Consider the following 24,317-nt stretch of genomic DNA (forward strand, 5'->3'; position numbering starts at 1 on the left):
GGCGTGATGTGCGCCACCCGCCACCGGGGCGGCGGCGCGGGCCCGCTCCGCCGTACGCTGGCCCGAGTCCCACGGACCGGCCGCGGCCACCGCCCCGGCGGCCAGGGCCAGTCCGAGGGCGGCGGAGCCCGCCGTGAGCTGCCACATCCTCGGCTCGGGCATTGCTGACCAGCCCCTTTCGCGATCACACACGTGCGTGAGGGACACTTAATCACCGCGCGTCGTCGCGAGCATTCACTTGTGTTGATTCAGGAGGAGCCACCCGTGGAGTTCGACGTTCTCATCGAGATCCCCAAGGGATCGCGTAACAAGTACGAGGTCGACCACGAGACGGGTCGCATCCGTCTGGACCGTCGTCTGTTCACGTCGACGGCCTACCCGACCGACTACGGCTACGTCGAGAACACCCTGGGTGAGGACGGCGACCCGCTGGACGCGCTCGTCATCCTCGACGAGCCCACCTTCCCGGGCTGCCTGATCAAGTGCCGGGCGATCGGCATGTTCCGTATGACGGACGAGGCCGGCGGCGACGACAAGCTGCTGTGCGTCCCGGCGACGGACCCGCGCATGGAGCACCTGCGGGACATCCACCACGTGGCCGAGTTCGACCGCCTGGAGATCCAGCACTTCTTCGAGGTCTACAAGGACCTGGAGCCGGGCAAGTCGGTCGAGGGCGCCGACTGGGTCGGTCGCGCCGAGGCCGAGGAAGAGATCGAGAAGTCGTACGCGCGGGCCAAGGAGCAGGGCGGCCACTGAGCCGGTCGCCGGGCCGGTCGTTCGGCCGGGCGCTGAGCCGGTCACTCGGCCGGTCGGCAGCCGGTTTGTGAGCCGGTCTTCGAGCCGGTCGACGGCTGGACCGGTCCTGTAGTGAACGCGTGAAGGCGGTGCACCCCTTGGGTGCACCGCCTTTCGCACATCCGCCGCACGCTCATACTGGAATCCAGGATTCCCGGAGAAAGCGAGGCGGACAGAGTGGTGGCGGAGCCGGGCGGCTCGAAGAACGGTGCGTGGAGGGTCGCCGAGGGGGCCCCGGAGGACCGGAAACCGCAGTCGGACGAGGCACGGAGCGCGTTCGTGCCACCGGCGGGGGTGGAGCAGCCCGCCCCGCCGGAGGAGGAGCACCCGACCTCCGAGTTCGCCCTCCCCTCGGGCCTGTCGCCGGAGCCACCGGCCGAGCAGGAGGGTTCCGCGTTCGCGACGCCGGCCACCTATTCGGCGAAGAGCTCGCCGCCGGCCTTCACCCCGGCGTACGGGGTGCCGTTGGTGCGGTTGTCGCAGGACGCGCCCTGGCAGGACCGGATGCGGACCATGCTGCGGCTGCCGGTGGGTGAGCGGCCGGTTCCGGACGCGGCCCGCAAGGAGGACGAGAGCGGTCCCTCGGTGCCGCGCGTGCTCGACCTGACGCTGCGTATCGGCGAGCTGCTGCTGGCGGGCGGGGAGGGCGCGGAGGACGTCGAGGCGGCGATGTTCGCGATCTGCCGCTCGTACGGTCTGGACCGGGTCGAGCCGACGGTGACGTTCACCCTGTTGTCCGTCACCTACCAGCCGTCGCTGGTGGACGACCCGGTCACGGCGAACCGGACGGTACGCCGCCGGGGCACGGACTACACGCGGCTGGCGGCGGTGTACACGCTGCTCGCCGACATCAACGCGCAGGCGCACGAGGTCACGCCCGAGGAGGCGTACCGGCGGCTGGCGGAGATACGGCGCAACCGGCACCCGTACCCGGGCTGGGTGCTGACGAGTGCGGCCGGCGTGCTCGCGGGCGCGGCGTCGGTGCTGCTGGGCGGTGGTCCGACGGTGTTCTTCGTGGCGGCGCTGGGCGCGGTGCTCGGCGACCGGCTGGCGTGGCTGTTCGCGGGACGCGGGATGCCGGAGTTCTACCAGTTCCTGGTGGCGGCGATGCCGCCGGCGGCGATGGGTGTGCTCCTGACGATGCTGCACGCGGATCTGAAGCCGTCGGCGGTGATCACCGGTGGCCTGTTCGCGCTGATCCCGGGACGGGCGCTGGTGGCGGCCGTGCAGGACGGTCTGACCGGCTTCTACATCACGGCCTCGGCCCGGCTCCTTGAGGTCGCCTACTTCTTCGTCGCGATCGTGGTGGGCGTGCTGTCGGTGCTCTACATCGCGGTGCAGTTCGACGCGCAGCTGAACCCCGAGGGCGTGCTCCAGGCGGAGGAACGGCCGGTGACGCAGATCCTGGCGTCGATGGTGCTGTGCGCGACGTTCGCGGTCCTGTTGCAGCAGTCGCGGTCCACGGTGCTGTTCGCGACGCTGAACGGCGGTGTGGCGTGGGTGATCTACGCGTCGATAGCGGTGACCGCCGACGGGTCGGCGGTGATGGCGACGGCGGTGGCGGCCGGTCTGGTGGGCCTGTTCGGGCAGTTGATCGCCCGCTACGAGCACACGTCGTCGCTGCCGTACGTGACGGCGGCGATCGGTCCGCTGCTGCCCGGTTCGGCGACGTACTTCGGAGTGCTGGCGATCGCCCAGAACAACCTGGACCAGGGCTTCGCGTCGCTGGCGAAGGCGGCGGCGCTGGCCCTGGCGATCGCGATCGGGGTGAACCTGGGAGGCGAGCTGGCGCGTCTCTTCATGCAGGCCCCGGCGACCGCGGCGGCCCGCCGCGCGGCCAAGCGGACCAGGGGGTTCTAGGGGGTTCCAGCGGCGCGGGACCCGGCCGGGGCGTCCTGGCGCGGGAGCCGGTCCCGGCGCGGGACGGGTTCTCGGTCCGGGCCGGGTCCACGGGATACGGGAAGGGCCCCGCACGGTGTGCGGGGCCCTTCCGGCGTCCGGGGTGCGGTCTCGGCGTCAGCGCTTGGCGTGCCGGCCGCGGGGCGGGTTGGGGTTGCCGGGGCCGTCGTGGTCGCCCAGGGCGCCCTGGTCGCCGCCCGCGGCCTGGCTCTTCTTCGACTGCGAGCGGGCCCGGAGGAACTCGATCACGATCGGGACCACGGAGATCAGGACGATGCCGACGAGGATCATCTCGATGTGCTCGTGCACGAAGTCGATCTTGCCCAGGGAGGCGCCGAGCAGGGTCACGCCCGCGCCCCAGAGCACGCCGCCGATGATGTTGAACGTGATGAACGAGCGGTAGTTCATCCGGCTGACGCCCGCGATGATCGGCGTGAACGTCCGGACGATGGGCACGAACCGGGCCAGGACCAGGGACTTCGGGCCGTGCTTCTCGAAGAACTCGTGCGCCTTGGTGACGTTCTCCTGCTTGAACAGCTTGGAGTCGGGCCGGGTGAAGAGCGCCGGGCCCACCTTGCGGCCGAAGAGGTAGCCGACCTGGTCTCCTATGATCGCGGCGGCCACGATCAGCGTGCACACCAGCCAGAGCGGGGTGTCGAGCTTCCCGGTGGTGACCAGGAGGCCGGTGGTGAAGAGCAGCGAGTCGCCGGGGAGGAAGAACCCGATGAGGAGTCCGGACTCGGCGAAGACGATGACGAGGACACCGATCAGACCGAACTCTCCGATCAGATAGTCCGGGTCCAACCAGCTCGGTCCGAGGGCAAGCGTGTTCACGGGTTCCGGGCTCCTGCGATCGGTGGGGGCATGGGGGACGGCTGGCCCCAAGCTATCAACGCGGGTCGGACGCGACCGGTTCCACCCGGGGCCCACGGGATGCGAAGACGTCCCGCTCCCCCGAGGCTGGGGGGCCAGGAGGTGTATGCCGATGGGCATCGAGGAGTACGGAGGCGGCCAGGGGTCGCATCCCGACGTACTGGTCGTGACGACGAACGACGTGCCGGGTTTCGAGGTACGGCAGGTGATCGGTGAGGTCTTCGGGCTCACCGTCCGCTCCCGCCATCTGGGCAGCCAGATCGGCGCGGGGCTCAAGTCGATGGTCGGCGGGGAGCTGAAGGGTCTGACGAAGACCCTCGTGCAGACCCGCAACCAGGCCATGGAGCGGCTGGTCGAGCAGGCACGGGCGCGCGGCGCCAACGCCGTGCTGATGTTCCGCTTCGACGTGACGGACGCGGCGGACGTGGGCACGGAGGTCTGCGCGTACGGCACGGCGGTGGTCATCGCGCCGCGGGGCTGAGCCGGCTGGAGCCTGCGGCGGGCGCCCGCCGGCCGAGGCGCGCGCCGGGTCACCGGGCGGACGTCCGTACGCCAGTCGGGGCACGCACGCCTCAGGACGGACGGGCGTACGGGAGGGCGCGGGACCGTACGGGGGCGCGCCCGCACCCGGCACGGCCCCGCACCCGGCACGGCCCGGCGCCCGTACGGGTGCCCGCGCCCGCACCCGTACGGGCGTGGGGCGCGGGGCCGTACGGGTGCCTGCTCGACCAGCCGCTCCATGGCCTGGTTGCGGGTCTGCACGAGGGTCTTCGTCAGACCCTTCAGCTCCCCGCCGACCATCGACTTGAGCCCCGCGCCGATCTGGCTGCCCAGATGGCGGGAGCGGACGGCCGATCACGCTTCGCCCACTCCCCCCGCCGCCGACCCGACCCCCCTGCGGATCCTGCTCCCCCAGGTGCTCCCCGCGCTGCTGGTCGGCGTCGTGGCGGCCCTGGTGTTCCTGGGGGTCAGCGCCCTGGCGGACCAGCTGAAGAACGTCCTCTGGGACGACCTGCCGAGCGCGCTCGGGATCGGCGGCTACTCCGCCCTCTGGATCATCGTCATGCTCACGGCGGCCGGCATCGCCTCCGGTCTCCTCATCTGGAAGTTCCCAGGCCACGCCGGGCCCGACCCGGCCTCCGAGGGCCTCGGCGGGGTGCCCCTCGCCCCCGGGGTCGTCCCCGGCCTCCTGATCGCGGCCACGATCACGCTCGCCGGCGGGGTCAGCCTCGGCCCCGAGAACCCGATCATCGCGTGCAACATCGCCCTCACGTACTGGCTCGGCCGCAAGGCCGCCCCCGCCGTCCCGGGCGCCGCCTGGGTCGTCCTCGCCTCGTCCGCCACCATCGGCGCCCTCTTCGGCACCCCGGTGGCCGCCGCCCTCGTCATCTCCGAGGCCCTCGCCGGCACCCCGGGGCCCGGCTCGCTCTGGGACCGGCTCTTCGCCCCGCTCGTCGCCGCCGGTGCCGGGTCCATGACCACCCAGCTGCTGGCCGAGCCCACCTTCGACATGGGGCTCCCGCCGCTCACCGACCCCGGCTGGGGCGACCTGCTCTCCGCCCTGGTGATCGCCTCCGCCGCGGCCGCCTTCGGTCTCGCCGCCTGCTACCTCTTCCCCCACGTCCACGCCGCCTTCCGGCGCCTGCGGCACCCGCTGCTGATGCTGCCGGTCGGTGGACTCGTCCTCGGCCTCCTGGGCGCCGTCGGCGGACAGCTGACCCTCTTCAAGGGCCTGGACGAGGTCAAGGAGCTGAGCTCCTCGATCGGCGGGTGGTCCTCCGGCGAACTCGCCAAGTTCGCCGTGATCAAACTCCTCGCCCTCCTCGTCGCCGCCTCCTGCGGCTTCCGGGGCGGCCGGATCTTCCCCGCCGTCTTCATCGGCGCCGCCTTCGGACTGCTCGCCCAGGCCCTCGTCCCCGAGGTCAGCCCGACGGTGGCCGTCTCCGCCGGTGTCCTCGGCGTCCTGCTGGCCACCACCCGGCAGGGCTGGATCAGCCTCTTCACCGGGGCGGTCATCGCCGGCTCCCCCGCCGTGATCGCCCTCCTCTGCCTGGCGTCCCTCCCCGCCTGGCTGATCGTCACCGGTCGTCCCCAGCTCCAACTCGACCAGCAGGGGCACGCCCTGCACTGACCCGGTTCCCCTCTCGACGCGTCCCCACCGGACAGAAGGAGTCCCCCATGCCGCTCCACCAGGGTCCCGCCGCCTCGCCCGCCGAGCCTCCCCGCCGACTGGCGCTGAACCCCTTCTTCGGGGAGGCCGCCAACCCGGTCGGCGGCATGACCGAGGCCCCGCCGCACCACCGGCTGCCGGACGGCCCGCTGCCCCCGGCGAGCGCGTACCAGCTCGTCCACGACGAGCTGATGCTCGACGGCAACTCCCGACTCAACCTCGCCACGTTCGTCACCACCTGGATGGAGCCCCAGGCGGGCGTCCTGATGGCCGAGTGCACCGACAAGAACATGATCGACAAGGACGAGTACCCGCGCACCGCCGAACTGGAGCGCCGCTGCGTCGCCATGCTCGCCCAGCTGTGGCACGCCCCGGACCCGGCCTCCGCCGTCGGCTGCTCCACCACCGGCTCCAGCGAGGCCTGCATGCTCGCCGGCATGGCCCTCAAGCGCCGCTGGGCCAAGCGGAACGCCGACCGCTATCCCGCCGCCCGCCCCAACCTGATCATGGGTGTCAACGTCCAGGTCTGCTGGGAGAAGTTCTGCAACTTCTGGGAGGTCGAGGCCCGGCTCGTCCCGATGGAGGGCGACCGCTTCCACCTCGACGCCGAGTCCGCGGCCGCGCTCTGCGACGAGAACACCATCGGCGTCGTCGCCGTCCTCGGCTCGACCTTCGACGGGTCCTACGAGCCCGTCGCCGAGATCTGCGCCGCTCTGGACGCCCTCCAGGAGCGCACCGGTCTGGACATCCCCGTCCACGTCGACGGGGCCTCCGGCGCGATGGTCGCCCCCTTCATCGACGAGGACCTGGTCTGGGACTTCCGGCTCCCCCGCGTCTCCTCCATCAACACCTCCGGTCACAAGTACGGCCTGGTCTACCCGGGCGTCGGCTGGGCCCTGTGGCGCACCTCCGCCGAGCTCCCCGAGGACCTCGTCTTCCGCGTCAACTACCTGGGCGGCGACATGCCCACCTTCGCCCTCAACTTCTCCCGGCCGGGCGCCCAGGTCGTCGCGCAGTACTACACGTTCCTCAGGCTGGGCCGGGAGGGCTACCGGGCGGTGCAGCAGACCTCCCGCGACATCGCCCGCGGCCTCGCCGAACGGATCGAGGCGATGGGCGACTTCCAACTCCTCACCCACGGCAACCAACTGCCCGTCTTCGCCTTCACCACCACCCCCGACGTCACCTCCTTCAACGTCTTCGACGTCTCCCGGAGACTCCGCGAACAGGGCTGGCTGGTCCCCGCGTACACCTTCCCCGCCAACCGCGAAGACCTGTCCGTCCTGCGAGTGGTCTGCCGCAACGGCTTCTCGGCCGACCTCGCGGACCTCCTCATCGAAGACCTGAACCGCCTCCTCCCCGAACTGCGCGACCAGTCCCGCCCCTTCACCCAGGACGAAGCCGCGGCGACCTCCTTCCACCACTAGGCCGTCTCTTCCGGATCTTGCCTGACCCGCGCCGCCCGGCACCGCACCTCGCCGCGTTGTCGAGGCACCCGGGTACGTCCAGTACGCGGGTACCTCTCCGCCTTGCGATGCACGGCACCGGACGACGCGGGCTTGACCGGCAAGATCCGGAAGAGACGGCCTAGAGGGCGCCCGCCCGCACGTACGCCGACAGCCCGCCGCATTCCGGTCGCTGGGGGATGCGCCACGAATGTGACGAACTCCGGGCCGGATGCGCACGGAATTCACTTCTCCGTGCACGACGGAGGAAGGCCCAAAGGGCGTATACGGGGCTTGTGCGCCCGGGCAATCAGGGGCGAATCCTCCCCCTGGGGGCGCGGAGATCTCCAACCCATCGGCGCCGCCTCTCCCCCAGCGCGGGCGCGCCGTACAGTCGATCGGCTTTCACGAGAGGAAAGCGCCCGGCATTGGAGAGAAGTTCCCATGAGGTCTGTTCCCGTCGCCCGACTGACCGCCCTCAGTCAGGGATACGGCGGTCAACGCATCATCAAAGACCTCAGCCTGTCCATCGAGTCGGGCGTCACCGGTCTGCTCGGTCCCAATGGGGCCGGTAAGACCACGCTGTTCCGCACCCTTGCCACGGTCGCGCCGCCGCGGAGCGGAGTGCTGGAGTTGTTCGGTGAGCCCGTCGACAGCGAACGGGACGCCCGACGGGCTCGTCGACGAATCGGCTATCTGCCGCAGGACTTCGGCTACTACCCGGCATTCTCCGTCAAGGACTTCGTCAGCTACTGCGCGTGGCTGCGCGAGGTTCCCTCCAGGGACGTCGCCTCGGCCACCGAGAAGGCGCTCGCCGCGGTCCGTCTTTCCGACAGGTCGCGCGACCGCATGAAGTCCCTGTCCGGCGGAATGCTGCGGCGTGCCGGAATCGCCGCGGCGATCGTCGGCTCGCCTTCCCTGCTGCTGCTGGACGAGCCCACCGTCGGCCTGGACCCGGCGCAGCGTCTCGACTTCCGGGACCTCATCCGTTCGCTCGCCCGCGCGGGAACGGCCGTGGTGCTCAGCACGCACCTCGTGGAAGACGTGGGCGCCGCATGCGACGCCGTCCTCGTGCTGAACGAGGGCAGCGTGGTCCACCGCGGCACACCGCGGCAACTGGCGGAGCTGGCCGGACCCGCGGCTCCGGGCGACAGCCCGCTGGAGCGCGGCTACATGACGGTCCTGGGTGCCGGGCGACCGGCGGAGGAGGCCGCGTGCTGAACACCTACCGCATCGAGCTGCGGCGCTCTCCTCTCCTCACCGCCTTTCCCGTGATGATCGCCGTGGACCTCGCGGTGCTCTTCGGACGGTCCCGGTACTGGATCGGCGTGTGGCCGGAGGCCAGCGTGGCGGCGCAGATCGTCACCCTGTTCCTCGGGCCCGTGCTCGCCGGCGTCTCCGCCTGGCAGGCAGGACGGTCCTCACGTGCGGGCATGGCCGAATCGCTGCTCGCGGCTGCCCGGCCCGGCTGGCGTGTCGAGGCCGCACGGCTGGGCGCCACCCTCACCCTGGGCTTCCTCGCCTACGGAGTGGGGTGCCTCACCGCGGCGGCCGTCTCGTTCGGCGACGCGGGGCCGGGCTTCCTGTGGCCTTCCTACCTCCTGCTGGGCGCGGCGACCCTCGTCATCTTCGCCTCGGTCGGACATCTGGCCGGCCGCTGGTGGCCCTCACCCGGGTTCACGCCGGTGATCTGTGCACTGGGATGCTTCATCAGCATGCTGGCGCTGCCGTTCAAGTTCAACGTCCTCGCCGGCCCACCGGACACCTACGTCCGTCCCGTGCCCGTGGCCGTCCGCCTGCTGCTCGCCCTCGCGCTCGCCGTCCTTGCGGTCACCGCACCACAACGGACGAACAGGGTGGAGCGCCGGCTGCCTCGCCGACCCCTTCCACTGCCCACACGTGCCGTCGTCATCGGCGCGGCCGTGTGCTCCCTCGCCGCACTGGCCGCCGCACCCGCTGCCGGTGAACTGCGGGTGGAACGCCCGGCGTCGGCTGCCACACCCGTGTGCGAGCGCGCCGACGGGTCCGCACCGGAGGTGTGCGTCTGGCCCGAGCACCGGAAGTACCTGCCGGAGCTGACGGCGATGGCGCAGCGTCTCGCCCAGCCCACTCAGCCTTGGGTCAAGGCTCCGGAGAGCTTCTACGAAGTCGGTCTCCGGCGCGGCGAATTGGGCGACCGCGGCTTCGACATCGCCGAAGGACATACGCGCACCGCGGCCATCGCCATGGCCGACCAGGTGTTCACCACCTCTCTCGGCCGATGCCGCCCTCCTCTGAAAGAGCGTCGTGCATGGCAGGCCATCGACAACATCCACCTGTGGCTGGAGTACCAGGCGATGGGACAGGATCCGGCCGTGGCAGACAAGGGTCTCCATCTCACCGGCGTAGGAACCGCTCAACACGAGGCGGGAAAGGCGGTAGGCCTCTCGCCCGCCGAGCAGCGGACGTGGATCGCGCAGGAGCGCGGTCATCTCGGCGAGAAGGCGTGGTGCGCCCCTGATGACTGGCTGTGATCTGCTCCGTTACGCGAGAGTGCACCGAGCCACGGCGATCATCACCGGAACCGTGGTGGTCGCCCTCCTCTCCGCGTTCTTCGGGAACACCCGTATCGCCCTGCCCTCCATCGGAAGCGCGAGCCTCTCGTCCGGTGTCCCCTACCGGCAGGAGCTTCCGCTCCTGTCCGCCGTCTTCATCACGGCAGCCTTCGGGGGATCGATGTCCGCTCACGAGGCCTCCGGAACGCCCGCGTTCCATCGGCTCCGCAGGGCCTACCTCGTCGCCCTGACGACGCTGGCCTGTGTGCTCTCCTTCGGCACCGAGTCACTGACCGCCGGGCCGGAGCAGGGCGTGGTCTTCGTCCGGTCCCTCCTGATCTGGCTGGGCCTCGCGCTCCTCTCCGTCCGCCTCTTCGGCGAGCAGCTCGGCTGGCTCATTCCCCTCGCATCGGCCTTCGCTCTGATCTGGTATCCCCTCCACTGGTGGGACTGGACAGCCAATCCCGCTTCCGACGTGGCCAGTTGGTCCACTGCCGCCCTGTCCCTGGCGTGGGGCGCCGCTGCCACCGCCGCGACCCCGTGGCGACGAAGAACCCTCTTCCGCAGTCGCTCATGATCACGCGGCCGGCCCCCGTCCCGCTCGGTCAGCCGCCTGACCGGTTGCCGCAGCCAGGTGGAAGGTCGACCAGCGGACTCCGTCCCTCGTCAGTGCGTACGGGCAGGGGGAGGTCTCGCGGAGGAGGACCAGGGGAGTGCGGCGGGTGTGGTGGGTGCCTTCGGTGAGGCGGGTGAACGTTCGGCCGCCGCCCCGGGAGACGGCCACCACTGACCCGCCCCGACAGCGGGTCCGTGCCCGAGACCCACCAGCACCAGCGCCACGACGGCGCCGATCGCTCCCCCACGGGCCTGCGCATCGCACGTCCCTCTGTCCTCCCCGGGCGGTCCGCGGTGAACCGCCTCCGGGTTCCCACCTTCGCGCCGCTACTTACCCAGCCGCCCGAACTTCCGTACCGCCAGCGGGAAGAAGACCGCGAGCAGCGCCAGCGGCCACGCCACCGCCGCCCAGACGTGGCCCGGTTCCCCGCCCGGGCCGCCGAAGAGGTCGCGGACCGCCGTCGCGGTCGCCGACATCGGGTTCCACTCCACGAACGTGCCGAGCCAGCCCGGCATCGAGTCGGGCGAGGCGAAGGCGTTGGAGAGGAAGCCGACGGGCCAGACCAGGATCTGCACCGCCTGCACCAGTTCGGCGCGCCCCGCGACCAGCCCGAGGAAGATCCCGATCCACAGCATCGCGAAGCGCAGCAGGAGCAGCAGTCCCAGCGCTCCCAGGGTGTTCCCGAGGCCGCGGTCGGCCCGCCAGCCGATCGCGTAGCCGACGCCGACCATCACGAGCAGTCCCACCGCCGACTGGAGCATGTCGGCCGCCGCCCGTCCGACGAGCACCGCCCCGTCGGTCATCGGCATGGCCCGGAACCGGTCGATGACGCCCTTGTTCAGGTCCCGCGTCACCGCCGTCATGGTGCCTTCGAGCCCGAACACCATGGTCAGCGTGAGCATCCCGGGCACCAGGAAGTCGACGTAGTCGCCGTCGACGCTCCGGCCGCCGCCGACCAGGTAGCCGAACATCAGCAGCATCATCACCGGGAACACGAGCCCGACGACGACCTGCACCGGCTGGCGCGCCCAGTGCGCCAGTTCCCGGCGGGTCATGGTCCAGCAGTCGCCCACCACGTACGCGGCACTCATGCCGTCACCTCCTGTTCCGCGACCCGTCGCGGGGCCTCGTCCCGGTCCGTCAGATGCAGGAAGACCTCGTCGAGCGTCGGCCGGCGCAGGGCGATGTCCTCCGCCTCGATCCCGGCCGCCCCCAGCGCCCGTACGGTCTCGGCGAGCGAGGCCATCCGGTCCGCCACCGGCGCGCTGAGCAGCCGCCGGTCGGCGTCCACCCGGACTCCGGCGCGCGGTACGGGCAGCAGCGCGGCCGCCTCGTCGAGCCGCGCCCCGTCCCGTACGACCACGTCGATGCGGTCCGCGCCGACCAGCGTCTTGAGCTCGCCGGGCGTGCCGTCGGCCACGACCCGCCCCTGGTCCACCACCGAGATCCGGTCGGCGAGCTGGTCGGCCTCCTCCAGGTACTGCGTGGTCAGCAGCACCGTGGTGCCCCCGCCGACGAGCGAGCGGACCGACTCCCAGACCTCACCGCGCCCGCGTGGGTCGAGTCCGGTGGTCGGCTCGTCGAGGAAGAGCACCTCGGGGTCCGTGATGAGCGAGGCCGCCAGGTCGAGGCGCCGCCGCATGCCGCCGCTGAACTGCTTGACCGGCTTGCGGCCGGTGTCGGTGAGGCCGAAGCGCTCCAGGAGCTCGTCGGCCCGCGTGCCCGCGCGCCGCGCGCCCAGGTGGTGGAGACGCCCGAACATCTCCAGGTTCTGCCGGCCGCCCAGCTCCTCGTCGAGGGCCGCGTGCTGCCCGAGCAGCCCGATCCGCCGCCGCACCTCCCGCGCCTCGGTCCGTACGTCGTGCCCCGCCACCCGCACCAGTCCCTCGTCGGGGCGCAGGAGGGTGGCCAGGATCCGTACGGTCGTCGTCTTGCCCGCGCCGTTGGGCCCGAGCAGGCCGTGGACGGTGCCGCGCCGGACCGTGAGGTCGAGGCCGGCCAGGGCGTCCTTCTCGCCGTACCGCTTGCGCGCGCCCTCCACGAGGATCGCGTCCCCTGCCGCTCCCATGTCGTTTCCTCCCTGGATCGATGTAGTCAAATTTGATCAGCCGCCGTCGACGGAGCAAGGTATGCCCGGCGGAGCCTTTAGTCAAACTTGATTAGATGCCCGGGATCCCTCGGATCCCTGTCACCCCGTCCCTGACCGGCCGCCTGACCGGTCAGGTCGCGTAGGGGTTCTCCTCGCCCTCCGCGAGGACCGCCACGAAGGGGTCGCCCTCACCGGCGAACACATACGCACCGGCCTCGATCCGCTCGATCAGACCGAGCGTCCACTCCTTGCCGGCGTCCGCCGAGTGGACCCACATGTGCATGATCTCGCCGATGTGTCCGAGCTGGCCGGGGCCGCCCTCCGGCGTGTAGTACCCGGTCACCGCGGCCCGCCACTCGTCCAGCGCCCGCACCCGCTGCCGCAGCAGTGCCGCGGCCTCCTCCCGGGGCAGGTCCACGATGAAGCCGATGCCCGCCGACAGGACGTCCATCTTCTGGTCGTACGTGGTGAGCGCCTCCCGCAGCAGCGCGAAGTACTCGTCGAGCCCCTGCCCGGTCAGCTCGTACTCGACGCGGGGCGGCCCGCCCACCGCGCTCGGCGCCACCTCGTGCGCGTGCAGCAGTCCTTGCTTCGCCATCTGCTTGAGCGCGTGGTAGATCGAGCCGGGCTTGGCGTGGGACCACTCGTGCGCGCCCCAGAACTCCAGGTCGTTGCGGACCTGGTAGCCGTGGGCGCGTCCGTGCTGCTTCACCGCGCCCAGCACCAGCAGCCGGATCGCCGACATCGCCGTACCTCCTGGTCAATTTTGACCAGAGTACGCGCGCGGTGCCGCCGGACGGCGGCACCGGCCGGGCCGGGGGCCTCAGGCCCGGCCCTGCTCCGCCGCGATCAGCTCGAACGACCCCTTGCCGTCCAGGGACTCGCGGATGACGTCGGCGTGCCCGGCGTGCCGGCCCGCCTCCTGCACCAGATGGAGCAGCATCCAGCGGATCGAGACCCGTCCGTCCGCGGGGAACCAGGGCGCCTCGGGCAGCGGGAAGGTGTCGTCCAGGCTGGGCACCGAACGGACGAACTCCTCGGTCTCCTTCGCCACGCCCGCCCAGAACGCCACGATCTCCGGCACGGTCTCCCCGCCCACCAGCCGGAAGCCCTCGCTCCAGGTCTCCTGGCTGCGCTGCCGCTCGTTGGGCTGCTGCTGCGCCAGCCGGAGCCAGTTCAGCTCGACCTCGGCGACGTGCTTGAGCAGCCCGGAGAGGCTGAGTTCGCTGGCGCTGGGGCGACTGGCCGCCTGCTCCTCGGTGAGACCGTGGAGCGAGCGGCGGATCGCGGCGCGCTGGGCCTCGACGAAGTTGAGGAGCGCTCCGCACTCGTCGCCGTGGGTCTCCGTGGGAACGAGAGCCACCATGATGTCCGCCTTCCGTCGCCGAATCGCTGTGCCGGCCGGTCCGGGGGGCCCCGGACCTTCTCGACACCCCTCACGCTACGGACCCTTGCGGACACCTACTGTCCTAAAGGAGGCACCGGCTTCCTGCCCTGGAACCGGTTTGCTGCCCTGGAGACGGCTTGCTGCCCTGGAGTCGGCTGACCGCCCGAACCGGCCGACTGCCTGGAACCGGCTGACCCTCCTAGAAGGGGAACCGGCTCCGGCCGTGCTGGATCGAGATCCACTTCTGGGTGGTGAAGCTCTCCACCATCGACTCGCCGTTGAGCCGTCCGATGCCCGAGTGCTTCTCGCCGCCGAAGGGCACGATCGGCTCGTCGTGCACGGTGCCGTCGTTGATGTGGATCATGCCGGTGTGGATGCGCTTGGCCACCCGTACGCCCCGCTCGACGTCGCCGGTGTGGACGGCGCCGCTGAGCCCGTACGGGGTGTCGTTGGCGATCCGTACGGCCTCCTCCTCGCCGTCGAAGGGGACGATCAGGGCGACCGGTCCGAAGATCTCCTGGCCCAGGATCGCGGCGTCCGGGGCGAAGCCGGTGAGGACGGACGGGGAGACGAGGTTGCCGTCGACCGTGCCGTGCAGGAGCGCTGTGGCGCCGCCCGCGACCGTCTGGTCGACGAGCGAGGAGACGGCCTCCGCCTGCTGGGAGTTGATGAGCGGACCGATGTGGGTGGCGGGGTCGGCCGGGTCGCCGACCCGCAGGGTCTTCACCTTCGCCACGAACTTCTCCGTGAACTCCTCCTCGACCGTCCGGTCCACGAGGATGCGGTTGGCGGCCATGCAGACCTGGCCCTGGTGCACGAAGCGGCTGAAGACGGCCGCGTCCACCGCGTAGTCGACGTCGGCGTCGTCGAGGACGATGAGGGCGCTGTTGCCGCCGAGTTCGAGGACGGCCTGCTTGAAGTTCTGCGCGCAGACCGTGGCGACGTGCCGGCCGACCTTGTCGGAGCCGGTGAAGGAGATGACCTTCGGGACCGGGTGGGTCAGGAGCGCGTCGCCGATCTCGGCGATGTCGGTGACGACGACGTTCAGCAGACCGGCGGGCAGCCCGGCCTCCTCCAGGACCTTGGCGACGAGGGTGCCGCCGCAGATCGGGGTGTTCTGGTGCGGCTTGAGGACCACCGCGTTGCCGAGGGCCAGCGCCGGGGCGACCGACTTGATCGACAGCAGGAAGGGGAAGTTGAAGGGGGAGATGACACCGACGACGCCGACCGGGACGCGGTAGACGCGGTTCTCCTTGCCGTCGACCGGGGACGGCAGGATGCGGCCCTCGGGGCGCAGCGCGAGCTGCACCGCCTCGCGCAGGAACTCCTTGGCGAGGTGCAGCTCGAAGGCGGCCTTGAGCCGGGTGCCGCCGAGTTCGGCGACGATCGTCTCGGCGATCTCCTCCTCGCGGTCCTCGACGATCCGCAGGGCCCGCTCGAAGACGAGCCGGCGGGTGTACGGGTTGGTCTCGGCCCACTCCGTCTGGGCGCGCTCCGCGGCGCGGTAGGCGCGGTCGACCTCTCCGGCGGTGGCGACCGTGATCGACGCGAGCTTCTCCCCGGTGTACGGGTTGAAGTCGATGATGTCCCAGGAGCCGCTGCCGGGCTTCCACTCGCCGTCGATGTACTGGTGGGCCAGGTCGGTGAAGTGCGACATGGATCGAGACCCCTCTACCCGCTCTACTTCCGCACGGATGACAGAAGTGACGCCGAAACGCCGAATCGTCGGAACTGATGTCACGTCATCGTACTGATGTGTCAGATGAGTTGAAGAAGTCCCCGCAGAAGATCACGGCTTTCGGCCGGATCGGGCCCTTCCTTCTGCAGCCGCTCCATCACCCGCTGGTACTGGCCGACCTCCTCGCGCTTGTCGAGGTAGAGGGCGCTGGTGAGCTGCTCCAGGTAGACGATGTCGGAGAGGTCGGACTCGGGGAAGCTCAGCATCGTGAAGGCGCCGCTCTCGCCGGCGTGGCCGCCGAAGCTGAAGGGCATCACCTGGAGCGTGACGCCCGGGTGCTCGGAGACCTCGATGAGGTGCCTCAACTGGCCGCGCATCACGGACCGGTCGCCGTAGGGGCGGCGCAGCGCGGCCTCGTCGAGGACGGCGTGGAACTGCGGGGCGCGCTCGGAGACGAGGACCTTCTGCCGTTCGAGGCGGAGTGCGACGCGGCGGTCGATCTCGGCGGCGGGGGCGTCGGGCATGCCCCGGGTGACGACGGCCTGGGCGTACGCCTCGGTCTGCAACAGACCGTGGACGAACTGCACTTCGTAGACGCGGATGAGGGAGGCGGCGCCCTCCAGGCCGACGTAGGTCTGGAACCAGCCGGGCAGGACGTCGCCGAAACTGTGCCACCAGCCCGCCACGTTGGCCTCGCGGGCGAGCCCGAGGAGCGAGCCGCGCTCGGCCTCGTCCCCGACCCCGTACAGCGTGAGCAGATCCTCGACGTCCCGTGCCTTGAAGCTCACCCGCCCCAACTCCATACGGCTGATCTTGGATTCGGACGCGCGGATCGAGTAGCCGGCCGCCTCGCGGGTGATCCCGCGCGACTCGCGCAGCCTCCTCAGCTGTGAGCCCAGCAGGATGCGCCGCACCACACTCCCGCTCGCCCCGCCCGATTCGCCTGCGGTCACGGCTCCCAGCCTCCCCTTACGGTGTCGAGCCCCCGTCGAGCCCCGGATTCTGCCACCAAACGCATCAGCGCGTACACATTCGATTACGGAAAGACGGCGAGTTCCGGGCAGTAGCGGAAAGTTCCCCTCCGACACCGGACGACTTATGCACAGATTAGGCACGGGGACGGACAGGTCCGGCGCGTGCACGTGCATCTGCCCTTGCATCCAGTGGTCGCATTCGGAACCATGGAGCCCGCGCAGCCGCGTACTCGTTCGTGTTGTCGTGTTGTCGCACCACAGTCGCGATTCCCGGGAGTGCCTCGCATGGGGACGAATGGATCGACCGTGCTCGAGCCGTTACGGCAGGGCCTTCCGCCGATCGACCCCGGAGCCGTCTCCACCTCCGCCTCCTGCGCCCTGCCCCCACGGTACGAAGCCGTGCGCGGGGCCCGGAAGTTCACCAGCGCCACGCTCGACCGCTGGGAGCTGACCGAGCGCTTCGACGATGTGGCCCTGGTCGTCTCCGAGCTCGTCACCAACGCGCTGCGCCATGCGGTGCCCTCCGACGCGCCGCAGGAAGACGGCCAGAATCCGCCGGTTCGCCTGCATTTGATGCGCTGGTCCTCACGCCTGGTGTGCGCCGTGCGCGACCCCAGCCGGGAGAGCCCGGAGGCGCGCGGCGGCGAGGAGGACTTCTCCGCCGAGTCGGGACGCGGGCTGTTCCTCGTGGACTCGTTCAGCGACAGCTGGGGGTGGCACCCCCTCGCCGGCACACTGCGGGGCAAGGTCGTGTGGGCGCTGTTCCGGATCGGGCCGGAGTAGGCGTGCGCCGCATCACCGCGCCGCTTCGCTTCACCGTGGCGCGTCACCGCACCGGACAACCGTGCCGCACGCGCGCGTGGAGCGGCGCACAGGAGCGACGCGAAGGGCCCCGGCGATGATCGCCGGGGCCCTTTCCGCGCGGGGCACGTGGTCCGCGTACCCGTGCCGCGCTCACACCAGGTGGTCGAACTCCCCGTCCTTGACACCGAGGAGGAGCGCCTCTATCTCCGCGGGCGTGTAGACGAGGGCGGGTCCCTCGGGGTGGCGCGAGTTGCGTACGGCGACGTTTCCCCCGGGCAGTTTCGCGAACTCCACGCACGATCCCTGGGAGTTGCTGTGCCTGCTCTTCTGCCACACGACGCCCCGCAGCTCCGTGGCCGCCATGCCGTTGTACGCACGATGCGCATGATGCACTGGTAGCTCCCCGAGTTGCTTGGTGCAGGTGTCAACTTGCTCGGATCATAGCTGTGTTCATATACCGGTGCATGAGCAGATGCACGTGCACGGGGGGTGGCGTAGCGGCTACGCGACAGAGCGTGCTACCTGCGGGTACGCCCTCGTGCCCGTCCCTCACCCTACGGGTCGCGGCCCTCCGCCGGTCGCCTCGCGGAGCCGGTCAGGGCGTGTCGCCGCCCGGCAGCAGGGACAGTTCGGAGAGGAGCTTGCCCGCACGGTCGTACAGCGACGTGGAGACCTCCCCCATGCCCGGCCCGGTGTGCGCGTACCAGACGCCCCAGCCCGGCCGGCCCGGCAGTTCGAGCAGGGTGGCGACGGCCTTGCGACCCTCGGCGTTCCTCAGCTCGACGCGGCCCGCGGAACGGGTCCCGTAGTAGAGCCCCGAGTGGAAGGTCCCCTTCGGGCCTCCCTGGCTCTGGTGGCTCACGCCCGGCGCGCCCAGGTCGATGTTGCCGTCGGTGACGCTGCGCGCGTTCTCGTAGCCGTCCGGCCCGGTCCAGTGCTTGCCCTGCGCCGTCAGCCAGATCCGCCAGCCCTTCCCGGCGTCCACCCGCTCGCCGGAGGCGACGGTCCTGACCGGGGTCGGCACGGGCGGGGGCGGTGTCGTGGTCGTGCGGACGGGCGGCGAGGAGGTCGGGACCACGGCCGGCGGGACGACGACCCGGGCCGGCCCCGCGGCCGGCGGGGACGGGAGGACGGGGGTCAGGACGACGACGGCCGCCACGGTCGTCGCGACCGCGAGCACCGAGACCGCCGACAGCGCGGTCGTACGGCGCCGCCGCCGCGCCCGGCCCGCGCGCCGGACGGCCGCCAGCGGCACGGGCCCCGGGACGACCTCGGCGGCGGCCCGCGCGAACGCCGCGAAGGAGGCGGCGCGCGCCCCGCGCCGCGGACCGGCCGCCTCACGGCACCAGGATCAGCTTCCCGCGCGCGTGCCCCGACTCGCTGAGTTCCTGGGCGCGCGCCGCCTCCTTCAGGGGGAGGGTCGCGGCGTGCCGGACGGTGAGGGTGCCGGCCGCCGCCGCGCGCGCGTGGGCGGCGAGTCCGGCCCGTACGGCCTCGGGGTCGCCCAGCACGCCGGAGAACACGATCCCGTACTTCTCCGCGTCGGAGTCGGCGATCGTCACGATCCGCTCCGTCGCCGCCCGGGCCCCCTCGGGCCCCGCTCCGCCGAGGAGTTCGATCGCGATCGGCAGCACCCCGTGCCCGGCCGCGTCGAAGACGGCGTCGACGCCGTCCGGCGCGGCGGCCCGCACCCGGCCGGCCAGACCGTCGCCGTACGCGACCGGGATCGCGCCCAGGGCCCGCAGGTGGGCGTGGTTGGCCTCGGACGCGCTGCCGATCACGGTGATCCCGGCGGCGACGGCCAACTGGACGCCCACCGAACCGACGACCCCGGCCGCACCGTGCAGGAACAGCGTCTCGCCCGCTCGTACGCCGAGCAGGTCGAGGACCCGCTGGGCGGTCTCCCCGGCCACCGGGAGGCTCGCGGCCACCTCCCAGGACAGCCCGGCGGGCTTGGGCGCGACGATGTCGGCGATCGCGTACTGGGCGTAGGCGCCGGTCTTCGTCCAGCCGAAGACCTCGTCGCCGACCGCGAGACCGGTGACGCCCTCGCCGAGCCGGTCGACGGTGCCGGCGAACTCCAGGCCGGGGACGGCGGGGAAGGTCGTCGGGTAGAAGGCCTCGACCAGGCCGTGACGGCGCTTCCAGTCGACCGGGTTGACCCCGGCGGCCGCCACCCTGACGCGGACCTCGCCCGGACCGGGCTCCGGAACGGCGACCCACGACGCGTGGCGCAGCACCTCGGGACCGCCGAACTCCTCGTACACGATCGCTTCCATCTCAGCCTCCACAGCAGCCCGTTCGTCTCGACGGGCTTCAGCCTGCGGCCGCGACCACCCCCGACCCGCCCTCCCAACGGCCAGTCCCACCTGTCCGAAAGACCGGCCGTACGCCGGCCCTAGCCGCGTACGCTCCCCGGCATGGACGCGCACACGCTGACCACCGCGTACGAGATCATCCGGCAGCCCCTCGGCGAGATCCTGCCGAAGGTGTCGGCCGCCCTCGCCGCGCTCGTCCCGCACGTGGACGCGGCCGAACTGTCCACGCACTGCGCCCACTCCCCCTTCAAGGCACTCGGCGGTACGGCGCTGCTCACCGCCGCCGAACTGGCCCCGCTGCTCGCGGCGGGCGTGCCCGGACAGCCCTGGCAGGGCGTGGCGACGATCGGCGGCCGGGACCGCGAGGTCCTCGCCGTCACCAGCCATGCGACCCGGCGCGGCGCGGTGCTCGTCCTCGTACGGGAGGACGGGTCCGCGCCGGCCGGAGCGGCCGAACTCGCCGTCGCGCAGGCCCTGTGGGACCTGGTGGCCGGCCACTTCGACCGCTTCGCGACCGAGGCGATGCCGGGCGCACTGGCCCGCTCGCGGGCCGCGGCCGACACCCGGGCGCGGGTGATCGCGGAACTGACCACCACCCACACGGCGGCCCTCTCCGGGGTCCTCGGGGTGCTGCGCAGCCGTGCCCTGGACGACACGACCGCCCGGGCGACCGCGACCGACCTGGCCGCGTCGGCGCTGATCGAGCTGCGGGCGGCGCAGCGGCGGGACCGGGTGCTCGCTGAGGAGCCGGCCCAGGACGCCTTCGAGCGGCTCGCCGCCGAACTCCGGCCGATGCTGCGGCACAGCAGGGTCCGGCTCGACCTGGGCGCGCCGGACACGGACCGCTCGCTCGCGGCGGACGTGGCGCACAGTGCGCGGGCGATCGTCCGGGCCCTGCTCCTGATCGTGCTCGAACAGGACTCGGTGGACCGGATCCACGTCGGCTGGCAGCTGACCGAGCACGAGCTGCGGGCCTCGGTGCGGGACGACGGCGCGGGCGCCCTGGCCCCCTGCGACGTGGGCGCGGGCACGGTCAGGGACCGGCTCGACGTGCTCGGCGGGCGGCTCGACGTGGACGCGGTCCCCGGCTGGGGCACGACGCTCACGGCGGTGCTCCCGCTGGCCGCGCCGGCGGCGCCGGTCGAGGCGGCGCACCCGCTGACCGGCCTCGGCGAGCGGGAGGTGGAGGTTCTGCGGCACCTGGCACTCGGACACCGCAACCGGCGGATCGCGGAGGAACTGCACATCAGCGAGTCGACGGTGAAGTTCCACGTCGCCAACATCCTGAACAAGCTGGGCGTCGACTCCCGCGGCGAGGCGGCGGCCCTCTTCCACGCGGCGGCGTAAGGCCCTCCCTGGTCATCCCCGCACCCGCCCCCGTCCCCGCAACGCACCACACGCACGCATGCACGCGCGTGCGTGCGTGCGGCCCGGCGCGGGCCCGGGCCCGGGCGGCGCGGCGCGGTGGTTGCCGGGGGCTGTCAGTGGCGGGTGCCAGACTCGCACCCATGACCGAGCGGTGGGCAGTCGCGCCGGAGGCGGAGGGGGACGGAGCACGGCTCGTGCCCCTCGGCCCGGACGGGCTGCCCGTCGGGGCCGTACGGCGCGAGCCGGACCTGGTCGCGGCGGTCCGGGCGAGACCCGACGTGGCGCGCTGGGTGTGGCGGTCGACGGCCGAGGTGTACCCGCGGCTGCTGGCCGGCGGCGTACGGGTCGAGCGGTGCTACGACGTGGAGGACGCCGAGCAGCTGCTCCTGGGCCACGAGGGGCGGCTCGGCGAACCCCGCTCCGCGGCCGCGGCCTGGGCGCGCCTGCGGAACGCCCCGGTGCCTCCCGACCCGCCGATGCGGCTCGCCGAGCCCGGCTCGCAGGACTCGCTCTTCGAGCCGCGCCCCGTCGTCTCCGTCCCGTTCGACGGGCTCCTCGCCGTCTACGCCGAGCAGCTCCGCCGCCACGACCTGGCGGAGCACCCCGGCAGGATGCGGCTGCTCACGGCCGCCGAGTCCGCGGGGATGCTGGTGGCCGCCGAGATGCACCGGGCGGGCCTGCCCTGGCGGGCGGACGTGCACCGGGACCTGCTGCACGAGCTGCTCGGCGAGCGGTACGCGGGCGGGGGCGAGCCGCGCCGCCTCGCGGAGCTCGCCGACGAGGTCTCGGCGGCGTTCGGGCGCCGGGTCCGGCCCGACCTGCCCGCCGACGTGGTGAAGGCCTTCGCGCAGGCCGGGGTGCGGGTGAGGTCGACCCGCCGCTGGGAGCTCGAAGAGCTCGACCACCCGGCGGTGGCGCCCCTGATCGCGTACAAGAAGCTGTACCGGATCTGGACGGCGCACGGCTGGTCGTGGCTCCAGGACTGGGTGCGCGACGGCCGGTTCCGCCCGGAGTACCTGCCCGGCGGCACGGTCAGCGGCCGCTGGACGACCAACGGCGGCGGGGCCCTGCAGATCCCGAAGGTGATCCGGCGGGCGGTGGTCGCGGACGGCGGCTGGCGGCTCGTCGTGGCCGACGCCGACCAGATGGAGCCGCGGGTCCTCGCCGCGATCTCCCGGGACCCGGGCCTGATGGAGGTCGCGGGGCACCCCGACGACCTGTACACCCGGCTCTCGGACCGGGCGTTCTCCGGCGACCGCGACCACGCCAAGCTCGCGCTCCTGGGCGCGATCTACGGGCAGACCAGCGGCGACGGCCTCAAGAACCTGGCGGCGCTGCGGCGCCGCTTCCCGCGCGCCGTGGCCTACGTCGACGAGGCGGCGAAGGCGGGCGAGGAGGGCCGGCTCGTACGGACCTGGCTGGGCCGGACGAGCCCGCGGGCGGTCGGCTCGGGGGACGACGGCGAGGCGGGCCTGCCTCAGGAGGGCGGCGAACCGGCCCCGGAGGAGGCCGAGTTCACCCCGGGATACGCCTCCGGGAACGCGCGGGCCCGCGGCCGCTTCACCCGTAACTTCGTGGTGCAGGGCAGTGCGGCCGACTGGGCGCTGCTGATGCTGGCGGCGCTCCGGCGCGCGCTCTCCGGGATGCGGGCGGAGCTGGTCTTCTTCCAGCACGACGAGGTGATCGTGCACTGCCCGGCGGAGGAGGCGGAGGCGGTCACGGCGGCGATCCGGGCGGCCGGGGACGAGGCGGGCCGGATCACGTTCGGCGACACCCCGGTGCGGTTCCCGTTCACGGTGGCGACGGTGGAGCGGTACGCGGAGGCCAAGTAGGGGGCGCCGGCCGGAAGGTGGCACGCCGGAAGGGCCCCGCACGCGGGTGCGTGCGGGGCCCTGGCCGGGAGCCGGGTGCGGGATCCGCGTACGGGACCCGCGTACGGCGGTCACTTCATGGGCAGCTGCTGCCACTTCGGGCTGAGCGCGATCGACTTCAGCTGGTCCATCGTGAGCGCGGGCTCGGCGCGGGTGGCCGCCTCGTGCTGCGTTCCGGCGTTGAAGGCGGACACGACGACACGGAAGCCCTCCGGCGTCATGGTGTCGGCGGTCCACCAGACGACGCCCGCGCCGCCCTTCTCGCCCGGCTGCTGGGTGAGCTTCACCCTGCGGCCGTCGGGCAGCGTCGTGACGTCCCCGCCGCCGAAGAGGTCGTCGCCCACGTTCGCCATGTCCTGCTGGACGTTGATCTGGACGAGGCTCCTGCCCTCGCCGTCGTCGACGACCAGGTAGGCGTACTCCCCGTCACCGCCCTTGCCGGCGACCTCCAGACCTTCGGGCAGGAGGGAGCGCAGGGTGGACTGGACGGACCCCGACACCGGCTCCACGTGCCGCCGGGACTCGTCCTGGCGGTCGATGCCGCCCGTACCTCCCTGGCCGCCGTCGCCCTGGCCACCGTCACCGGACGCGTCCACGTTCGCGGGGAGCTGCGCGGTCAGCAGGCCCCAGTCGTCGGCCGTGACGAGCGCCTTGAGCTGGGCGGGGGTGAAGGGCGGGTTCCCGCGGCTGACGGGAGCGCCCTTCTCGGCGGCGGCGTTGTACTCGCTGACGTCGACGAGGAAGCCGTCCCGGGTGAGCAGGACCGCGCGCCAGGCCTTGGTCTCCTCGCGCTTGTCGGGGTAGACGTACCCCTGGAGGATCATGAGCCGGCCACCGCCCGGCACGGTCTCCTCGGTGCAGTCGTCGTAGGGGACGAAGACCTTGTCGGGGCAGACCACCTGGTCCTGGCCCGCCTCGCCCGTACCGGCGCGGAAGAGGCCGACGGAGACGCCGGACCGGCCCTTCCCGTCGTCGTAGACGCCGACGAGCGACTGGCCGAAGCCGTCGAGCCCGTCGATCTCCCACTTCCCCTCCGGGAGGTTGGACTTGAGAGCGGCGGCGATGTCCGCGACCAGGATCTTCGCCTCCCCCGGCCGCTGCTTCCCGGGCACGGGGTCGACGCTGGGGGTGGGCCGGGGAGGCCCGGCCACGGACGAGGTGCCGCCGGAGTGCGACACCAGCGAACCGCCGTACACGCCGCCGACGGCGACGGCCGCGAGCGCGAGGACGCCGCCGCCCACCGCGAGCCGGCGGCGGACCAGGCGGCGCCTGCCGCGCCGCAGGCCGCCCTCGACCAGCTCGCGCCGGTCGTCGGCGGCGAAGCCGTCACACGTGCGGTGCAGGATCGCGCCGAGGGCGTCCTCAAAGCCGTCGTTCTGGGGGCTTTCGTTCTGGGGCATGTCGAATTCACCGTCTCCGGTCAGGGGGTGAGGGAGCGTGGCGGGGGTGCCCGGCTCGGGATGGCAGAAGAGGCAGAAGGGAGGAGAGGGGGAGAG

General features: G+C 72.2%; 22 protein-coding genes. 11 read left to right on the top strand and 11 right to left on the bottom strand.

Features of this window, described 5'->3' with window-relative positions; all coding sequences use genetic code 11:
• Nucleotides 1-264 precede the first annotated feature (264 nt).
• Complete coding sequence (locus EAO70_RS15790) at nt 265-756, top strand: inorganic diphosphatase (protein WP_024758444.1); 492 nt, start codon at nt 265-267, stop codon at nt 754-756.
• Nucleotides 757-972: 216 nt separating this feature from the next.
• Nucleotides 973-2,655: a threonine/serine exporter family protein gene (locus tag EAO70_RS15795; protein ID WP_148003618.1), complete on the top strand. Its 1,683-nt coding sequence runs from the start codon at nt 973-975 to the stop codon at nt 2,653-2,655.
• A gap of 156 nt (nt 2,656-2,811) precedes the next feature.
• Here EAO70_RS15795 and EAO70_RS15800 read toward each other — a convergent pair whose 3' ends face one another.
• Complete coding sequence (locus tag EAO70_RS15800; protein WP_148003619.1) at nt 2,812-3,528, bottom strand: DedA family protein; 717 nt, start codon at nt 3,526-3,528, stop codon at nt 2,812-2,814.
• 151 nt (nt 3,529-3,679) lie between these two features.
• On the opposite strand from EAO70_RS15800, the gene EAO70_RS15805 reads away from it, so the two are divergent.
• The 6 genes from EAO70_RS15805 (at nt 3,680) to EAO70_RS15830 (ending at nt 10,293) form a co-directional block, all read left to right on the top strand.
• Nucleotides 3,680-4,048: a YbjQ family protein gene (locus EAO70_RS15805; RefSeq protein ID WP_148003620.1), complete on the top strand. Its 369-nt coding sequence runs from the start codon at nt 3,680-3,682 to the stop codon at nt 4,046-4,048.
• 324 nt (nt 4,049-4,372) lie between these two features.
• Nucleotides 4,373-5,698 carry an ion channel protein gene (locus tag EAO70_RS15810; RefSeq protein ID WP_410091280.1) on the top strand — a complete coding sequence of 442 codons (1,326 nt, stop codon included), beginning with the start codon at nt 4,373-4,375 and terminating at the stop codon, nt 5,696-5,698.
• A gap of 47 nt (nt 5,699-5,745) precedes the next feature.
• Nucleotides 5,746-7,164 (top strand): glutamate decarboxylase, encoded by a 1,419-nt coding sequence (locus tag EAO70_RS15815; protein ID WP_148003622.1) that lies wholly within the window; start codon nt 5,746-5,748, stop codon nt 7,162-7,164.
• 462 nt (nt 7,165-7,626) lie between these two features.
• On the top strand, nt 7,627-8,403 hold the full coding sequence (locus tag EAO70_RS15820) for an ATP-binding cassette domain-containing protein (protein WP_187283907.1): 777 nt from the start codon (nt 7,627-7,629) through the stop codon (nt 8,401-8,403).
• Nucleotides 8,397-9,695 (top strand): ABC transporter permease, encoded by a 1,299-nt coding sequence (locus EAO70_RS15825; protein WP_148003623.1) that lies wholly within the window; start codon nt 8,397-8,399, stop codon nt 9,693-9,695. Before EAO70_RS15820 ends, EAO70_RS15825 begins: the two co-directional genes overlap by 7 nt.
• Before the next feature lie 19 nt (nt 9,696-9,714).
• Nucleotides 9,715-10,293 (top strand): hypothetical protein, encoded by a 579-nt coding sequence (locus EAO70_RS15830; RefSeq protein WP_261992891.1) that lies wholly within the window; start codon nt 9,715-9,717, stop codon nt 10,291-10,293.
• A 365-nt stretch (nt 10,294-10,658) separates the two neighbouring features.
• On the opposite strand, the gene EAO70_RS15835 is transcribed toward EAO70_RS15830, so the two are convergent.
• From EAO70_RS15835 to EAO70_RS15860, 6 genes are all read right to left on the bottom strand, one after another.
• A complete protein-coding gene (locus EAO70_RS15835; RefSeq protein ID WP_148003625.1) occupies nt 10,659-11,423 on the bottom strand; it encodes an ABC transporter permease in 765 nt (254 codons plus the stop codon).
• On the bottom strand, nt 11,420-12,400 hold the full coding sequence (locus EAO70_RS15840; protein ID WP_148003626.1) for an ATP-binding cassette domain-containing protein: 981 nt from the start codon (nt 12,398-12,400) through the stop codon (nt 11,420-11,422). Before EAO70_RS15840 ends, EAO70_RS15835 begins: the two co-directional genes overlap by 4 nt.
• Nucleotides 12,401-12,551: 151 nt before the next feature.
• Nucleotides 12,552-13,166, bottom strand: a complete 615-nt coding sequence (locus EAO70_RS15845; RefSeq protein ID WP_148003627.1) for a PadR family transcriptional regulator — start codon at nt 13,164-13,166, stop codon at nt 12,552-12,554.
• Between the two features lie 78 nt (nt 13,167-13,244).
• Entirely contained in the window at nt 13,245-13,787 is a 543-nt protein-coding gene (locus EAO70_RS15850; protein WP_148003628.1) for a DinB family protein, read from the bottom strand.
• Between the two features lie 220 nt (nt 13,788-14,007).
• Nucleotides 14,008-15,465: an aldehyde dehydrogenase family protein gene (locus EAO70_RS15855; RefSeq protein ID WP_148003629.1), complete on the bottom strand. Its 1,458-nt coding sequence runs from the start codon at nt 15,463-15,465 to the stop codon at nt 14,008-14,010.
• A 101-nt stretch (nt 15,466-15,566) separates the two neighbouring features.
• On the bottom strand, nt 15,567-16,439 hold the full coding sequence (locus EAO70_RS15860) for a helix-turn-helix domain-containing protein (RefSeq protein WP_148003630.1): 873 nt from the start codon (nt 16,437-16,439) through the stop codon (nt 15,567-15,569).
• Between the two features lie 306 nt (nt 16,440-16,745).
• Here EAO70_RS15860 and EAO70_RS15865 point away from each other — a divergent pair, with 306 nt between their 5' ends.
• Entirely contained in the window at nt 16,746-17,243 is a 498-nt protein-coding gene (locus tag EAO70_RS15865; RefSeq protein ID WP_148003631.1) for an ATP-binding protein, read from the top strand.
• A gap of 171 nt (nt 17,244-17,414) precedes the next feature.
• Here the strand turns inward: EAO70_RS15865 and EAO70_RS15870 are convergent, their stop codons facing one another.
• The 3 genes from EAO70_RS15870 to EAO70_RS15880 form a co-directional block, all read right to left on the bottom strand.
• On the bottom strand, nt 17,415-17,627 hold the full coding sequence (locus EAO70_RS15870; protein ID WP_173861569.1) for a DUF397 domain-containing protein: 213 nt from the start codon (nt 17,625-17,627) through the stop codon (nt 17,415-17,417).
• A 232-nt stretch (nt 17,628-17,859) separates the two neighbouring features.
• Complete coding sequence (locus EAO70_RS15875; RefSeq protein WP_148003632.1) at nt 17,860-18,519, bottom strand: hypothetical protein; 660 nt, start codon at nt 18,517-18,519, stop codon at nt 17,860-17,862.
• An 82-nt stretch (nt 18,520-18,601) separates the two neighbouring features.
• Nucleotides 18,602-19,543 (bottom strand): NADP-dependent oxidoreductase, encoded by a 942-nt coding sequence (locus EAO70_RS15880; RefSeq protein ID WP_148003633.1) that lies wholly within the window; start codon nt 19,541-19,543, stop codon nt 18,602-18,604.
• 141 nt (nt 19,544-19,684) lie between these two features.
• On the opposite strand from EAO70_RS15880, the gene EAO70_RS15885 reads away from it, so the two are divergent.
• Both EAO70_RS15885 and EAO70_RS15890 read left to right on the top strand, forming a co-directional pair.
• The gene (locus tag EAO70_RS15885; protein ID WP_148003634.1) at nt 19,685-20,929 is read left to right on the top strand and encodes a response regulator transcription factor family protein; all 1,245 of its coding nucleotides are present in this window, start codon (nt 19,685-19,687) and stop codon (nt 20,927-20,929) included.
• 161 nt (nt 20,930-21,090) lie between these two features.
• Nucleotides 21,091-22,782: a bifunctional 3'-5' exonuclease/DNA polymerase gene (locus EAO70_RS15890; RefSeq protein ID WP_148003635.1), complete on the top strand. Its 1,692-nt coding sequence runs from the start codon at nt 21,091-21,093 to the stop codon at nt 22,780-22,782.
• 110 nt (nt 22,783-22,892) lie between these two features.
• On the opposite strand, the gene EAO70_RS15895 is transcribed toward EAO70_RS15890, so the two are convergent.
• The gene (locus tag EAO70_RS15895; RefSeq protein WP_148003636.1) at nt 22,893-24,221 is read right to left on the bottom strand and encodes a hypothetical protein; all 1,329 of its coding nucleotides are present in this window, start codon (nt 24,219-24,221) and stop codon (nt 22,893-22,895) included.
• Between the last annotated feature and the right edge of the window lie 96 nt (nt 24,222-24,317).

The sequence above is a fragment of the Streptomyces sp. adm13(2018) genome (assembly GCF_008042145.1).
In the GTDB taxonomy this organism is placed as follows: Bacteria; Actinomycetota; Actinomycetes; order Streptomycetales; family Streptomycetaceae; genus Streptomyces.